The organism is Saccharothrix variisporea, from assembly GCF_003634995.1.
In the GTDB taxonomy this organism is placed as follows: Bacteria; Actinomycetota; Actinomycetes; order Mycobacteriales; family Pseudonocardiaceae; genus Actinosynnema; species Actinosynnema variisporeum.
Genome location: NZ_RBXR01000001.1, coordinates 1,812,052 through 1,827,213, shown reverse-complemented (window position 1 = coordinate 1,827,213; position 15,162 = coordinate 1,812,052). Strand labels below are relative to the sequence as shown.

At 71.7% G+C, this 15,162-nt stretch carries 14 protein-coding genes; 9 read left to right on the top strand and 5 right to left on the bottom strand.

All coding sequences use genetic code 11. The features are described 5' to 3' along the window. Nucleotides 1-43: 43 nt before the first annotated feature. Genes DFJ66_RS07705 through DFJ66_RS07695 form a run of 3 tightly spaced genes read right to left on the bottom strand, consistent with a single transcriptional unit; the run spans nucleotide 44 to nucleotide 2,940 of the window. Nucleotides 44-919, bottom strand: coding sequence for a TAXI family TRAP transporter solute-binding subunit (locus DFJ66_RS07705; RefSeq protein WP_121219318.1), 876 nt, complete (start codon nucleotides 917-919; stop codon nucleotides 44-46). Continuing rightward, nucleotides 916-2,271: a sensor histidine kinase gene (locus tag DFJ66_RS07700; RefSeq protein ID WP_121219316.1), complete on the bottom strand. Its 1,356-nt coding sequence runs from the start codon at nucleotides 2,269-2,271 to the stop codon at nucleotides 916-918. Before DFJ66_RS07700 ends, DFJ66_RS07705 begins: the two co-directional genes overlap by 4 nt. Beyond that, entirely contained in the window at nucleotides 2,272-2,940 is a 669-nt protein-coding gene (locus tag DFJ66_RS07695) for a response regulator transcription factor (RefSeq protein ID WP_121219314.1), read from the bottom strand. Nucleotides 2,941-2,996: 56 nt separating this feature from the next. Between DFJ66_RS07695 and DFJ66_RS07690 the strand changes: the two genes are divergently transcribed. The 3 genes from DFJ66_RS07690 to DFJ66_RS07680 all read left to right on the top strand — a co-directional run bounded on the left by DFJ66_RS07690 (nucleotide 2,997) and on the right by DFJ66_RS07680 (nucleotide 5,310). After that, the gene (locus DFJ66_RS07690; protein WP_246029624.1) at nucleotides 2,997-3,722 is read left to right on the top strand and encodes an ANTAR domain-containing response regulator; all 726 of its coding nucleotides are present in this window, start codon (nucleotides 2,997-2,999) and stop codon (nucleotides 3,720-3,722) included. Between the two features lie 142 nt (nucleotides 3,723-3,864). Then, nucleotides 3,865-4,566, top strand: a complete 702-nt coding sequence (locus DFJ66_RS07685) for a LolA-like protein (RefSeq protein WP_121219310.1) — start codon at nucleotides 3,865-3,867, stop codon at nucleotides 4,564-4,566. A gap of 126 nt (nucleotides 4,567-4,692) precedes the next feature. Then, a complete protein-coding gene (locus DFJ66_RS07680) occupies nucleotides 4,693-5,310 on the top strand; it encodes a hypothetical protein (RefSeq protein ID WP_121219308.1) in 618 nt (205 codons plus the stop codon). Nucleotides 5,311-5,356: 46 nt separating this feature from the next. On the opposite strand, the gene DFJ66_RS07675 is transcribed toward DFJ66_RS07680, so the two are convergent. Further along, entirely contained in the window at nucleotides 5,357-6,589 is a 1,233-nt protein-coding gene (locus DFJ66_RS07675; protein ID WP_121219306.1) for a PucR-like N-terminal domain-containing protein, read from the bottom strand. Between the two features lie 652 nt (nucleotides 6,590-7,241). Further along, nucleotides 7,242-8,798, bottom strand: coding sequence for an AMP-binding protein (locus tag DFJ66_RS07670; RefSeq protein ID WP_121219304.1), 1,557 nt, complete (start codon nucleotides 8,796-8,798; stop codon nucleotides 7,242-7,244). Nucleotides 8,799-9,027: 229 nt separating this feature from the next. Here DFJ66_RS07670 and DFJ66_RS07665 point away from each other — a divergent pair, with 229 nt between their 5' ends. The 6 genes from DFJ66_RS07665 to DFJ66_RS07640 are packed head-to-tail and all read left to right on the top strand — an operon-like array spanning nucleotide 9,028 to nucleotide 15,160. Beyond that, complete coding sequence (locus DFJ66_RS07665; RefSeq protein WP_121219302.1) at nucleotides 9,028-10,119, top strand: MCE family protein; 1,092 nt, start codon at nucleotides 9,028-9,030, stop codon at nucleotides 10,117-10,119. After that, nucleotides 10,116-11,132 carry an MCE family protein gene (locus DFJ66_RS07660; protein WP_121219300.1) on the top strand — a complete coding sequence of 339 codons (1,017 nt, stop codon included), beginning with the start codon at nucleotides 10,116-10,118 and terminating at the stop codon, nucleotides 11,130-11,132. Before DFJ66_RS07665 ends, DFJ66_RS07660 begins: the two co-directional genes overlap by 4 nt. Beyond that, on the top strand, nucleotides 11,129-12,100 hold the full coding sequence (locus DFJ66_RS07655) for an MCE family protein (RefSeq protein ID WP_121219298.1): 972 nt from the start codon (nucleotides 11,129-11,131) through the stop codon (nucleotides 12,098-12,100). Before DFJ66_RS07660 ends, DFJ66_RS07655 begins: the two co-directional genes overlap by 4 nt. Beyond that, on the top strand, nucleotides 12,100-13,107 hold the full coding sequence (locus tag DFJ66_RS07650; protein WP_121219296.1) for an MCE family protein: 1,008 nt from the start codon (nucleotides 12,100-12,102) through the stop codon (nucleotides 13,105-13,107). Before DFJ66_RS07655 ends, DFJ66_RS07650 begins: the two co-directional genes overlap by 1 nt. Then, nucleotides 13,104-14,066: an MCE family protein gene (locus DFJ66_RS07645; protein ID WP_121219294.1), complete on the top strand. Its 963-nt coding sequence runs from the start codon at nucleotides 13,104-13,106 to the stop codon at nucleotides 14,064-14,066. Before DFJ66_RS07650 ends, DFJ66_RS07645 begins: the two co-directional genes overlap by 4 nt. After that, on the top strand, nucleotides 14,066-15,160 hold the full coding sequence (locus tag DFJ66_RS07640) for an MCE family protein (protein WP_121219292.1): 1,095 nt from the start codon (nucleotides 14,066-14,068) through the stop codon (nucleotides 15,158-15,160). Before DFJ66_RS07645 ends, DFJ66_RS07640 begins: the two co-directional genes overlap by 1 nt. Nucleotides 15,161-15,162: the final 2 nt, after the last annotated feature.

The following is a 15,162-nucleotide window of genomic DNA, read 5'->3' as shown; positions in this document are numbered from 1 at the left end:
GCGGCACCAGCCGCCGTACCGGTCCACGTTCCCGGACAGAGCACTAGCCGTGCAGGTCGCGGTACGTCTCGGCGGCACCGGGGTGCAGCGGCAGGCCCGCCGTGCCGATCAGGCTGCGCACGTCGAGGAACTGCGTCCCCAACGCCTGGTCCGGCACCAGGGCCGCCGCCCGCGACACCAGCGTCCGGGTCACCTCGGCGGCCACGTCGTCGGGTAGCGACGCCCGGCACACCAGCAGGTTCGCCACGCCGATGGTCGGCACCTCGCGCCCCGCCCCGTACACGCCGACCGGCACGGGGACCTGTTCGTACACCGACCCGTACGCGTTCCGCAGCCCGCCGAGCAGGCTCGCCAGCGGCAGCAGGCGGATGCCGGACAGGCGCGCCAGGGTGGGCGTCGGCACCCCGCCGGACCACAGCAGCGCGTCGATCCGCTTGTCCACCAACGCCTGCGCGGCCTCGCCCAGCCGCAGGTGCTCCACCTGCACGGTCCGGGCCAAGCCGGTGGTGGCCAGCATCCGCTCGCCGGACAGCGACGCGCCCGACCCCGCCGCGCCGAGGGACACCCGCCGGCCCGCCAGGTCCGCCACGGTCTGGGCCGGGTCGTCCTCGCGCACCACCAGTTGCAGGTAGTTCTCGTACACCCGGCCCAGGGCGCGCAGTTCCAGGGCCGGGTCGGCGGTGCCGGCCGCGTCGGCGAGCGCCAGGGCGATCTGGGCACGGCCGTCGCGCAGCTGGTCCAGGTTCTCCAGGCTGCCCTGGGTCTCCACCACCACGCCGGGCAGCTGGGCGGCCAGCAGGGTGGCGAAGTCGAAGTACAGGCCGCCCTTCTCGCCGGCGGCGATGCGCAGGCCCGCGGCGGACGAGCCACCGGTGCAGCCGGCGGTGAGCAGGGCCAGCAGGAACAGGCGGCGGTTCACAGGGTCGGCTCCAGCGGCAGGACGACCCGGGCCACCAGGCCGTCCACAGTGGACAGTTCGAGGGTGCCGCCGTGCGCCTGCGCCAACCGGTCGGCGATGGCCAGGCCCAGGCCGGTGCCGGGCTGGTCGGTCCGGCCGCGCCAGAACCGCGAGGTGGCCAACGAGAGCTCCTCGTCGGTCAGGCCGGGGCCGTCGTCGGCCACCTCGACCCAGCCCACGCCGGCCGCGCGGTCCGCGCCGAGGGTCACCCGCACGCCGCCGCCGTACTTGATCGCGTTGTCCAGCAGCACGTCCAGCACCTGCGCCAGGTCGGACTCCGGGCACCGCACCAGCACCGGCACCCGCGGCGCGGCCGGCACCGGGACCTGCCAGAAGTCGGCGCGGTCGGCGACCACCACCCCCAGGTCGGCCAACTCGGGCTCTTGACCACCCGCGGCGACCTCGGTCGCGGTGCTCTCCGCCGACGCCAGCGCCAGCAGGCCGTCCAGCAGCGACTCCAGCCGCTCGAACTCCGCCACCCCGGCCTGGTAGACGCGCCGGCCCTCCGGCTTGACCTGCGCGCTCAACGTGTCCATGCGCAGCCGCAGCGCGGCCATCGGGTTGCGCAGCTGGTGCGAGGCGTCCGCGATGAGCCGTCGTTGCTGGTCGGCGGCCTCGGTCACCGCGTCGGACATGCGGTTGAACGACTCCGACAGCTCCCGCACCTCCGGCGGGCCGAACCGCTCGGGCACGTGCGCACGCCGTTCGCCCGCCGCGACCGCCCGCACGCCCACCGCCAGGTCCGCCAGCGGCTTGAGCAGCCACCGCGCCAGCGCCAGCACCAGCAGCAGCGACCCGCCCGCCGCCGCCAACGCCCCCGCCGCCACCATCAGCCACCGCGACATCACGTCCCCGGCCGCCCGGTCCAGCGACGCCCGCAGCACCACCGCGCCCGCCACCCGCGTGCCCGTCCCGACCGGCCGCGCGAACACCACCGTCCCCGTCGACCACGGTTTGATCGTCGGCACGGCCGGCGCGGGCTGGTTGCGCAGCGCCGCGTCCAGCACGTCGGCCAGCGCCGGGTCGTCGGCGGTCAGCCCCGCCTGGGCGACCGGCCGGCGGCGCGCGTCCACCACCACGACCGGCTCCCCGTACAGGGCGACGTACGCGGTCACCTCGTCGACCAGCGCCGCGCTGTCCCCGGACGTCTCCGCCTGCTGGGCCAGCGCCGCGAACCGGTCCAGGTCGGCGGTCCGGCTGATCGCGAACCGCTGGGTCCGCTCGGTCGCGGTCGCCGACAGCAGCGGCACGGCGAAGGCCGTCACGGCGGCGGCGGAGAACAGCAGCAGCACCAGCAGCAGGCGGCGGCGCATTCAGTCGCCGTCCCCGGAGGCCAGCCGGTAGCCGAACCCGCGGATCGTGGTCAGCAGGCCCGGCCGGTCCAGCTTCGCGCGCAGCCCCGCCAGGTGGACGTCCAGCGACCGCGACACCGCCAGGTAGGCGTCGCCCCACACCTCGTCCATCAGCTGCTGCCGGCTCACCGCCGTGCCCGCGCGCCGCGCCAGCGCCGCCAGCACGTCGAACTCCTTCGTGGTCAGCGGCACCTCGGCGGCCCCGACGACCACCCGCCGGCCCTCCAGGTCGATGGTCACGTCCCCCACCCGCACCACCCGGTCGGCCGGTCCCACCCGGACGCTGCGCCGCGCCACCGCGTCCATCCGGGCCAGCAGCTCGCCCAGGCGCACCGGTTTGACCAGGTAGTCGTCCGCCCCCAAGCGCAGCCCCCGCACGATGGACCGCTCGTCGCCCCGCGCGGTCAGCACCAGCACCGGCGTCTGCGCCACCTTGCGGATCTTGCGCAGCACCTCCAGGCCGTCGATGTCGGGCAGGACCAAGTCCAGCAGGAGCAGGTCGAAGTCCCGGTGCGCGGTCAACGCGTCCGAGCCCCTCCCGACCCGCCGCGGGTGGTGCCCGTTGGCCTCCAGAGCCTCCACGAGCGCCTCGGCGACACCGTCGTCGTCCTCGACCAGCAGCACGCGCACCGCTTCACCCCCATCCGGTAGCGGCGATTATGGCGCGCGCGGTGTAAACAGTGCTGGTGAGCATCGAAGACAGAGCGCCGGCGTCGGTCCTGGACGAGGCGAGCGAGGCGTTCGAGCACCTCGCGGCCGTGCTGGCCGACGAGCAGCCCCTGGGTGAGGTGCTCCAGCAACTCGTGGAGTCCGCGTCGCGGGTCATCTCCGACGCCGAGAACGTCTCCGTGACCGTGGTCACCGGCGGGTCCGCCCAGACCGCGGCGGCCACCGACCAGAGGGTCGTGGCGATCGACACCGACCAGTACGCCGCCGGCAACGGCCCGTGCCTGGAGGCGTCCCGGACCGAGCGGCCGGTGCGGGTGGGCGTGGCCGAGGCGCGCGAGAAGTGGCCCGAGTTCGCGGCGGCGGCCGAGGCCGTGGGCGTCAAGGCGTACCTGTCCGCGCCGCTGCTGGTCGAGGGCTCGGTGCTGGGCGCGCTCAACCTCTACAGCTCCGAGCCGCGCGCGTTCGACCCCTTCGACGAGGCGCTGCTGCGCCTGTTCACCACGGCCGCGTCCACCGCCATCACCGGTTTCCGCCGGTACGAGCGCTCCCGGGAGCTGGTCAAGAGCCTGGAGCGGGCGCTGGAGTCCCGGGCGGAGATCGACCAGGCCAAGGGCGTGCTCATGGCGGCGCACGGGGTGAGCGCGGACGAGGCGTTCGCGACCCTGGTGGCCGAGTCGCAGCTCAACAACACCAAGCTCCGGGTGGTGGCGCGCAACCTGCTGGACTCGGTGCGCAAGCCGTAGTTCTTGTCACGGCTTTTACAGTTCTCCACGGTGTTGTTGCGCATTTGTTCGAAGCTGCAAACGGTCCGCTACGAATCGTTCTCGCCGTGGTTACAGTGGCCCGGTCGGGGAATTGTTCGACCATTCCGGACCGAGGAGAAGCATGCGCGCCCACCGTGTCGTCCTGGCCGCACTGGCCGCCGTGTCCCTGTCCGCCTGCACCGGCGAACCGGCGTCGTCGGGCCTGCGCACCTTCGACAGCCCGCAGGCGCTGGCCGAGGCCAACCGGGTGGCGGCGGAGGGCAAGCAGTCGGTGACCGTGGACCTCGACCTGGCCACCAGCGGCAAGGGCAGCTGCGGGCTGCGGACCAGCGACTACGCGGCCACGTGCGAGATCTCCATCGCCGACGCCGAGAAGGTCGCCTACGTGATGGTGCCGGACGGGATCTTCGTGCGCATCCCGGACGGCCAGGCGCCGCAGCCGGACAAGCCGTGGCTCAAGCTGGACCCGGCGGACACCCGCAACCCGTTGGGCCAGGCCATGGCGGACGTGGCCGTGCACATCCGCGACTCCGCCGACATCCGCAAGGCGCTGCCCGAAGGTGCGCAGCTCGTGGAGAAGGCGGAGGAGCCGGTGAACGGGCGGACGGCCGTCCGCTACACCGCGCACGTCACCGTCAACGGGCAGGCGTCGGTGCTCAAGCTGTGGGTGGACGACGCCGACCTGCCGGTGAAGACCGAGCTGAAGACCCCGGTGCCCGAGGGCGAGCCGGTGACCGTGACGGCGGTGTTCCGGGACTGGGGCAAGCCGGTCACCATCACCCCGCCCACGCCCGACCAGCTGACCACCCTGCCGACCGCCTGATTGTCCGCGGACCCACAAAACCGGCGACCGGATTTGTCACGCGGGTGCTGGAACACCGGGTAACAGTTGTCCGCGCGGTCGCGTGAGCTTAATTTTTGCGAGAATGCGCGGAAGGGGTTGTTCCGGGTGAGGGTCGCACTGGTCGTCGCGGTGGTGGCGGTGCTCGCGCTGGCCCTCGCGCCGCGCGGGTACGTCGTGCGGTACGCGCAGGTCAAGCCGCCCTTGCCGGCCGCCGGGCTGAAGCTCAAGTACAAGGTCGACGGCGTGAACCGGGTCGCCAAGCTGCAGTCCGACCTGGTCATCGGGCCGGGCACCCTGGAGACCGAGATCGACCTGATCACCGGCGACCTCAAGGGCGACCTCACCCTGCCCCCGAGCAACGGCTACTTCATCGTGTTCGGCTTCATGCCCAACACCGCGCGCGTGGACCTCATCCCGACCGCGCAGGTCGTCGGCAAGATCGCCGCCGGGCAGATCAAGGCCAACTCCCAGCTGCACATCAAGCTCAGCGAGGTCCACGTCAACGGCCAGCCCCTCGACGTGGGCCCGGACTGCAAGACCGCCACGCCCGCGTCGATCGACCTGGAAGGCCCGTTCGACCTGGCGAAGATCCCGATGAAGGCGACCTTCACCATCCCGCCGTTCGCCGGCTGCCAGGGCGCGGAGAAGCTCGACCCGCTGTTCTCCGGCCTGATCTCCGGTCCGGACAACAAGCTGGAGATGACCCTGACCGCGCAGTTCTAGGCGGGTTCCAGCCGGCTCCGGGCGGGGGCCGGCCGGTTGGCGGGCTTCAGGCGGTTCGTCGGGTGTCGAGCAGCCGGAGCGCCCGCAGCGCGATGCCCATGTCGAACAACGCGTCCGGGTCGTGCAGGCGGTCGCCGAACAGCTCCTCCAGCTGCCGCAGCCGGTACCGCACGGTCTGCGGGTGCACGGCCAGCGACGACGCCACCTCCGGCGCGCTGCCCCGGGTCTCCACCCAGGCGGTCATGGTTTCCCGCATGCGCTGCTGCTGCTTGGGGGTCAGCCCGTCCAGCGGGGCCAGCGTCCGGCGCACCAGTTCCCGCAGCAGCTCCTCGTCGCCGAGCAGGAGCAGCGTGGACAGGTGCTCGGTGGTGTCCACCATCGGCCGGTCCGGGATGACCCGGGACTGGATCAGCGTGATGGTCCGCCGCGCCCACCGCAGCGACTGCCGCGCCTTGGCCAGCGGCACCACCGGCCCGACCGCCGCGCGCCACCCGCCGAGCTTGTGCTCCAGGGCGACCAGTTGCCGTTCGGGGTCGGTCAGCAGCAGGCACGGTTCGCTGCCTTCGAGGTCCATCAGGATGTCCTCGTGCAGGGCCGGGATCGGCAGCTGGTGCTGGTCGGTGCGTCTCTCCAGGGCCACCACGACGACCTTCTCCGGCACCGGCCAGTGCGCGGCGTCGGCGAGGTCGGCCAGGGCGCTGGGGTGGTAGCCGGGTTCGCCCAGGATCAGGTCCAGCAGCCGCTTGCGCCGGCGCTGGACGGCCCCGGCGTGGCGGGCCTGCGCCTCGGCGTAGCCCTCCATGCTGCGCAGGGACAGTTCGTCGATGTAGGCGAAGATCGCCTCGGCGATCAGGCACATGGTGGCCAGCGGCACCCGCTCGCGCAGCCCGAACTCCGAGATCCGCCGCCACGCGACCCGCGCGCCGATCCGGTAGGCGGTCTGCAGCAGGTCCAGGCTGCGGCCCGCGCTGACCTCGAGCTTGCCCAGCAGCCGGAACAGCTTCGCGCGGTCCTCGCGCTGCGCGGTCGGGTCGACCATCCGGTCGATGAACTGGTGGATCGCCTGCTCGACGCCCTCGACGACCACCTGGCCGAACATCCCCTCCAACTTCTGGGAGTATTCGGCGATCGAGCACTGGATTTCCCGGACCATGTCCGTGGCCACCGCGCCGGCGTTGGCCCGGAACTTCGGCGCCAGGTCGGCGGGGAGTTGCTCCCACAGGTCCACGTTCCCGATGAGCGGTAATTCCGGGGCGTGTAGTTCTCCGGTTCTGTTCATGCGGTTCGCCCACCACCAAACGCCTCAGGTGTGATTCCGAACACTGTATTTTTGATCTTGCTCGCGGTCAACCAAGGCGCACTTCCGTGACAAAACGTCCGCGCGCTTTGTGCCGCCGGTGACAAAAACGTGGCACCGCCTTGCGGGTCGGGGCTCGGGGCTCGGGGCCGGGGATCCGGGGATCGAGGGCCGGGGCCGGGGATCGGGGGGGGGCGAGGGCCGGGGGCGGGGGTCGCGGGGCGGAGGTTGCGGGGCCGGGGGTTGCGGGGCGGGGGTTGCGGGGCCGGGAGTTGCGGGGCGGGGGTGGGGCTGTGTCGCGTCGGGCGTATCCGCCCGCCCACCCCCACCCGGGCCACCCCGCACAAGCCCCAACTGCACCGCCTGCGGCGGGCACGGCCGGCTTCGCCGGGCCGTGCGACCGCGCGCAGCGCGAGGTCCGCGTGCGAAGCGCGCTGGGGCGCGCCCGCGCGCCGGCTTGTGCGGGGTGGCCTGGGAGGGGGTGGGCGGGTGGATGCCCGGGTGACTTGGCGTCGCAGTGGCGAGGGATGCCTGGGTGACTCGGCCTTCGCCGTGGCGGGAGAAGCCTGCGTGACCCGGTCGAGAAAAGCCTGCGTGACCCGGTCGAGAGGAGCCTGCGTGACATGGCACCCCGCTACCGCAGCTCGCGCCGCAGCACCTTGCCGGTCGCGTTGCGTGGCAGCGCCGGCAACAACACCACCTCCCGGGGCACCTTGTGCCGGGCCAGCCGGTCCCGCACGAAGACCTTCAAAGCCTCCGGGTCGATCCGCGCCCCCGGCACCGGCACCACGAACGCCCGCAGCCGCTGCCCGAACTCCTCGTCCGGCACGCCCAGCACCACCGACTCGCGCACCTGGTAGTGCGTGGCCAGCAGTTGCTCCACCTCCGACGGGTAGACGTTCTCCCCGCCCGAGACGATCATGTCGTCCTCGCGGCCGTCCACGAACAGCCGGCCGCCCGCGTCGAAGTGGCCGAGGTCGCCGGTGGAGACCAGGCCGTCGAGGGTGTCCTTGCCGCCGCCGCCCGAGTAGCCGCTGAACCGCAGTCCGCTGCCGACGAACACCCGGCCGACCGCTCCCGGCTTCGTCACCCGCCGGCCCTCCGCGTCGTACAGGCGCACCTCGCACGTGCGCGGCGGTCGGCCGACGGTGCCCGGGGCGGTCCGCAAGTCCAAAGGCGTGGCCACGGTCGCCACGGCCACCTCGGTCGACCCGTACAGGTCGTACACGACCTCGCCGAACCGCTTGGTCGCCTCCGCGGCCAGTGGCGCGGGCAGGTCCGAGCCGGAGCTGAGCACGACCCGCAGCGCCGACAGGTCGTGCGACTCCAGCTCCACCGGACCCAGGTCGAGGATGCGCCGCAGCATGGTCGGCACCAGCATGATCGCCGTGCAGCGGTGTCGGGCCAGCAGCTCCACCGCCTCGCGCGCGTCGAACCGGCGGCGCAGCACGACCGTCGAGCCCAGGCCCAGCGCGAGCACCAGGTGGGCGAACCCGATGCCGTGGAACACCGGCGCGGCGATGAGCGAGGTCTCCCGGGCGCGCAGCGGGATGCGGTCGAGGAAGTCCACGGCCGCGAACGCCGAGCGCACCTCGCGGTGTGCGCCCTTCGGCGTTCCGGTGGTGCCGCTGGTCAGCAGCACGACCTGACCGGGACGCGAAGGCCGAGGCGGTTCCGCGAAGGGCGCGGACGACACCAGCGCGTCGAACTCGTCGGTGGGGAAGCGGGCCACCTCGGGCGGCACCTCGGCCACCACCGGGGCGAAGTCGGGGTCGTGCAGCAGCGCCACGACCCGCTCCCGCCGGGTGACGTCGGCCAGCTGCGGCCCGGCGAAACCGGTGTTGAGCAGCAGCGCCCGCGACCCGATCCGGGCGCACGCCAGCATGGCCAGCACCGCGCCCCGGTGGTTGCGGCACAGCAGCGCCACCACGTGCTCGGCCCGCACGCCCGACCCGTGCAGCGCACGGGCCAGCGCCGAGGACTGTTCGTGCAGCTCGCGGTAGGTGAGAGAGCCGTGCTCGTCGATCAAGGCGACGTGGTCGGGCTGGTACCGGGCGCCCCGCAGCACCGACCCGAGCAGCGGGCCGTGCGCACGCACCTCGACCAGCGAGCGCACCGCCCGAACGGGCCGCAGCGGCTCCACCAGACCGGCGCGGTGCAGCACCCGGACGCAGTGCACGAACCTGACCATGCTCCACCCCCCGACTAGGACTCGGCCGAAACATTCGTAGCCCCACGATCACCCGCGGCGCCAGGGCGGGACCGGTTTTTGTGCGGGTGTGAGTGGTCTGTGCCACGGTCTTTGTCACGGAACTGACAAGCCTTTTCGGCTGCTTGTGCGGCCGGACACCCGACAGTAACGTACTGGTCGGTAATGTTATTTCGGCCGCATTCACAAATCCCTTCCCGGAGAATAACCGATGGCATTCCGCCGACGGCTGCTGGGGCTGGTCTTCGTGGCGCTGATCGTCGCGCTGTGCGGGCTGTCCGTCGCGGCTTACCTGAAGGTGTTCACCACCCGGGTGACCGTGCTGCTGCGCACCGACCACGTCGGCAACCAGCTCCAGGTCGACTCGGACGTCAAGCTGCTCGGCGTCCAGGTCGGGCAGGTCGGCGCCGTGCGGTCGCACGGGTCCGGCGCGGAGGTCGAGCTGTCGATGTGGCCCGAGGAGGTCGGCCGCATCCCGGCCAACGTCTCCGCCCGGCTGCTGCCCAAGACCCTGTTCGGCGAGCGGTTCGTGAGCTTGGAGCTGCCCGACGCCCCGGCCGGCGCGCTCCACCAGGGCGCGGTGGTCGAGCAGGACCGCACGTCCGGCGCGATCGAGATCGAGCGGGTGTTCAACGACCTGCTGCCGACGTTGCAGGCGGTGCGGCCGGACAAGCTGTCCGCCACCCTCAGCGCGATGGCGCAGGCCCTGGACGGGCGGGGCGCGGCCCTGGGCGAGACGATCACCAGGCTGGACGCCTACCTGCGTGAACTCAACCCGCAGCTGCCGGTGCTCAAGCAGGACATCACCAAGTTCGCCGACATGTCCGGCGTCTACGCCGACGCCGGTCCCGACCTGGTGCAGGCCCTGAAGGACCTGACCACGACCAGCCGCACCATCGCGCAGCAGCGGGCGGACCTGGACTCCGTCTACGCCAGCCTCACCACGGCCGCCGCCGACCTGACGGCGTTCTTCAAGGACCACGGCGAGACGTTCGTGGGCCTGTCCGACCGCAGCCGCCCGACGCTGGAGCTGTTCGCCACCTACTCGCCGTCGTTCCCGTGCGTGCTGGTCGCGGTCAACGACCTGCGCCCGCGCATGGACCAGGTGCTCGGCAAGGGCACCGACCAACCCGGCATGCACGCGAACGTGACCGTCGTGCCGCCGGGGCAGAAGTACGTGCCGGGGCGCGACGACCCGGTCCTGCGCCGGGGCGGCACGCCGCACTGCCCGGCGGGACCGGTCAACGCCGTCGCGCCGGACCAGGTGCCGGGGTGGGCCGGCCTGCTGATGGGGGTCCGATGAGGTCGATAGCGGCACCGCTGACCAAGTTCTTGATCTTCGTGGTGGTGACGGTCGCGGCCACGACGTTCCTCGCCTCGACCATCGCGGGGACCAACGTGGGGTCGACCGCCACCTACACCGCCCGGTTCACCGACGTCACCGCGGTCGCCGAGGGCGACGACGTGCGCATGTCGGGGGTGAAGGTCGGCCAGGTCGAGGGCGTGAAGCTGGTCGACGACGAACTGGTGGACGTCGAGTTCTCGGTGGACAACGGGCGTTCGCTGTCCGCCGCGGTGACCGCGACCATCAAGTACCGCAACATGGTCGGCCAGCGGTACATCGCCCTGGAGCAGCCCGCCGGGCGGGTCTCCGAGCGGCTGCCCGAGGGCGGGCTGATCCCGGTCGAGCGCACCCGACCCGCGCTGGACCTGACCCTGCTGTTCAACGGGTTCAAGCCGCTGTTCCAGGCCCTGAACCCGGACGACGTGAACAAGCTGTCCCACGAGATCATCCAGGTGCTCCAAGGCGAGGGCGGCACGGTGGAGAGCCTGCTCGCCCACACCGCCTCCCTGACCACCGCGCTGGCCGCCAAGGACGACGTGATCGGCAAGGTGGTGGAGAACCTCAACGCCGTGCTGGAGACCGTGAACTCCCGGGACGACCGGTTCGGCACCCTGCTGACCTCCCTGCGCCAGTTGGTGTCCGGGTTCGCCGCCGACCGCCAACCCATCGGCAACGCGATCACCGGCCTGGCCGCGCTCAGCGATGCCACCGCCTCGCTGCTGGAACAGGGCCGGCAGCCGTTGAAGGACGACATCGCGGCCCTCGGCGTGCTCTCGAGCAACCTCGGCAACGCCCCCGAGCTGGAACCGTTCCTGCGCACCCTGCCGGTGAAGTTCGAGGCGATCGGCCGGATCTCCTCCTACGGCTCGTGGCTGAACTTCTACCTGTGCCTGGCGTCCTCGGACGCCCAGCCCGCGCCGGGCGGACCGCCGGTGGGGCTCCCGATCACCGAACAGAGGTGCCACCGATGACCCGGCGTCCGGTCCTGCTCGGCGCGGCGGGGCTCGCGTTCATCGCGATCACCTCGCTGCTGGCCTTCTTCATCGAGGACGTGCCGTTCTTCGGCGGCGGCACCCGGTACGAGGCCTATTTCAAGGAGTCCGCCGGGCTGCGCGCGGACGACGAGGTGCGGGTGGCCGGCATGAAGGTCGGGCACGTGACCGACGTGCGGCTGCACGACGGCAAGGTGCGGGTGACCTTCCGCGTGAAGGGCCTGGAGCTGGGCGACCGCAGCCGCGCCGACATCCGCATCAAGACGCTGCTGGGCCAGAAGTTCCTCGCCCTGGACTCCGAGGGCCGCGACAAGCTCGACCCCGACACACCGATCCCGGTGGAGCGCACGACGTCCCCGTACGACGTGATCGAGGCGTTCAGCGGCCTGTCCGACACCATCACCAAGATCGACACCGACCAGCTCGCGCAGAGCTTCCGGGTCCTGTCCGACACCTTCCGCGACTCGCCGCAGCACGTGAAGCAGGCGCTGGAGGGGCTGTCGGCGCTGTCCAAGACGATCTCCTCGCGCGACGAGCAGCTGGCCGACCTGGTCAAGGGCGCCAACAAGATCAGCGGCGCGCTGGCCGACCGCACGAACGACTTCGCCGCGCTCATCACCGACGGGGTGAAGCTGCTGGAGGAGATCGGCCACCGCCGCCAGGCCATCGCCGCGCTGCTGGACGGCACGCGCGAGCTGTCCCGGCAGCTGTCCGGGCTGGTGCAGGACAACCAGCAGCAGCTCGGCCCGGCGCTGGAGCAGCTGGAGAAGGTGACCGACGTGCTGCGCCGCAACCAGGAGAACCTCGACCGGGGGCTGGCGCTGGCCGGGCCGTACTACCGGCTGCTGAACAACTCGCTGGGCAACGGGCAGTGGGTGGACACCTACCTGTGCGGACTGGTCGCCCAACCCGGCGGTCGCCGCGACTGCGCACCGGGAGGCCGCTGATGTTCGTCCGGACTCGGGGCAGGCGGCGGCTGTTCGTGGCGCTGGCGCAGGGGTTGGTGCTGGTGCTGTTGGCCACCGTCGCCGTGTGGTGGATCTTCCTGCGGCCCGCTTCCCAGCACGTGACGGCCTACTTCACCGCGGCGGTGGGTGTGTACGAGGGGTCGGACGTGCGGGTGCTGGGCGTGAAGGTCGGCGAGGTCGTCGCCGTGGTGCCCGAGGGCGGGTCGGTGCGGGTGGAGCTGGAGATCGACCACGACGTGGACGTGCCGGCCGACGTGCGGGCCGTGGTCGTGTCGCCCAACATCGTGGCCGACCGGTACGTGCAGCTCGCCCCCGTCTACACGGGTGGGGAGAAGTTGGCGGCCGGCGCGGTGATCACCACCATCCGCACGGCCGGCACGGTCGAGCTGGACGACCTCTACAAGAGCCTGGACACGTTGCTCACCGCGTTGGGGCCTGACGGCGCCAACAAGGAGGGCGCGCTGTCGGACCTGCTCAAGACGGGCGCGGCGAACCTCGACGGCACCGGGACCACGCTGGGGGAGTCCATCCGGCAGCTGGCCGACGCCGCGCGAACGCTGTCCGGGTCGCGGGAGGACCTGTTCGGCACGATCGACCACCTCCAGGAGTTCACCAGCATGCTGGCCGCCAATGACGAACAGGTCGGCACGCTCGCCGAGCAGCTGGCCGACGTGTCCGGCTTCTTCGCCGCCGAGCGGGACGACCTCGGTGCCGCGCTGGGCGAGTTGGCCACGGCGTTGGAGCAGGTGCGCGGGTTCGTGCGGGACAACCGCGACCGGGTCAAGTCCACTGTGGACGACCTCGCCGGCATCACCGGGACCCTGGTGAACCAGCAGAAGTCGCTGGCCGAGGTGCTGGACGTGGCCCCGGTCGCCCTGCACAACGTGGTCAACGCCTACGACCCGACCACCGGGACGCTCAACGCGCGGGCCAACCTGAACGAGTTCGTCGCCGATCTGCTGAGCGTGCCCGGGGGTGTCCGATGAGGGTGTTGGTGCTCGCGCTGGTGCTGGTGCTGACCGGCTGTTCGGCGATCCCCAGCGCCTACGACCTGCCGCTGCCCGGCGGCGCGGACCTGGGCGACCGGCCGTACCGGGTGGTGGTGGAGTTCGACGACGTGCTCGACCTCGTGCCGCACGCGGGCGTCAAGGTGGACGACGTGCCGGTGGGGAAGGTCGAGCGGGTCGAGCTGTCCGAGGACGGGTCGATGGCGCTGGTGCACCTGGCCGTGCGCGGGGACGTGCGGCTGCCGGCGAACGCCTTGGCGCGGCTTCGGCAGTCCAGCCTGCTGGGGGAGAAGTTCGTGGAGCTGGACGCTCCGGCCGACCCTGCAGCCTCCCCGTTGGCGGACGGCGCGGTGATCCCGTTGGCGCGCACCAACCGCAACCCCGAGGTGGAGGAGGTGTTCGGGGCGCTGTCCATGCTGCTCAACGGTGGCGGGATCGGGCAGATCCAGGACATCTCGCGCGAGCTGAGCGCGGCCCTGGACGGCAACGAGACGGCGGTGAAGTCGCTCCTGTCCACTGTGGACACTTTCGTGGGTGCGCTGGACGAGCACAAGGGCGAGATCACGCGGGCCATCGAGGGGATGGACCGGTTCGCCAAGTCGTTGGAGGCCAAGAAGGGCGAGATCGGCGAGGTGCTCGACGGCTTGGAGCCGGGGTTGCGGGTGCTGAACGAGCAGCGCGGGCAGTTGGTCACCATGCTCACCACGCTGCACGAGTTGTCGGGCGTCGCGGTGGACACGGTGAACCGGAGCCGTGAGGACCTGGTCGCTGATTTGCGCGCTTTGGAGCCGACTCTGCGGAAGCTGGCCGAGGCGGGGCAGGCGTTGCCGCAGTCGTTGGAGCTGTTGTTGACGTTCCCGTTCACCGACGCGGTGTTGGACGGGGTCAAGGGCGACTACCTGAACACGTACCTGACGCTGAAGACCGGGGGCCGTTGATGATCACGGGTCGGATGCGGTTGCAGATCCTGTTGTTCGCGGTGATCGCCTTGTTGGGCGTTACTTATGTGGGGGCGAAGTACGCGGGTGTCGTGGTGGTGGACGACGGTTATCGGGTGAAGTTGGAGCTGGCCCGGACCGGCGGGCTGTTCACCGGGGGCGAGGTGACGTACCGGGGTGTGCCCGTGGGGCGGGTCGGTCCGATCCGGTGGGTGGACCGGCGGGTGGAGGTCGAGCTGCGCATCGCCGCCGGTGCGCCGGCGATCCCGGCGGACCTGGAGGCCGTGGTCGCCAACCGGTCGGCGGTGGGGGAGCAGTACGTCGACCTGCGGCCACGGGGGAGCGGCGGGCCGTTCCTGGGGGAGGGGTCGGTGATCTCGCAGTGGCAGACGAAGTTGCCGCTGCCGGTGGAGCAGGTGCTGACCAGCTTGGACGACCTGGCCAGGTCGGTGCCGATCGAGTCGTTGCAGACCGTGGTGGAGGAGCTGGACAACGCGCTGCGCGGGACCGGCCCGGACCTGCAGGTGCTGCTGGACGCGACCCGCGAGTTCACCGAGACGGCCGGCAAGCACCTGCCGCAGACCACCAAGTTGCTGAACGATTCCTTGGTGGTGCTCCAGACGCAGTTGGACCACTCGGCGGCCATCAACTCCTTCGCCGACTCGGCGTTGCTGGTGGCGGAGCGATTGCGCTCGGCGGACGGTGACTTGCGTCGGCTGATCGCGTCCGCGCCCGGTGCGGCGGCGGAGGTGAGCGCTTTGTTGCGGGAGTCGGGGCCGAACCTGGGGATCCTGCTGGCGAACCTGCTGACCACCGCGGACGTGATGGTGACCCGGCAGGGGCAGCTGGAGGAGGTGCTGGTGACCGTGCCGGACGTGGTCAGCGTGGGGGCTTCGACCGTGCGCGGCGGGCAGGCGTCCTTCGGGTTGGCTTTGACGTTCTTCGAGCCGGCGCCCTGTGTGGCGGGGTACGAGGGAACGGCTCGGAAGGGTGGCCTGGACACGTCGGCGGGTGGGCTGAACACCGGGGCGAGCTGCACCTTGCCGCGCGGGAGTGAGACCGGCGTGCGAGGGTCCCAGAACGTGCCGCGCTAGAG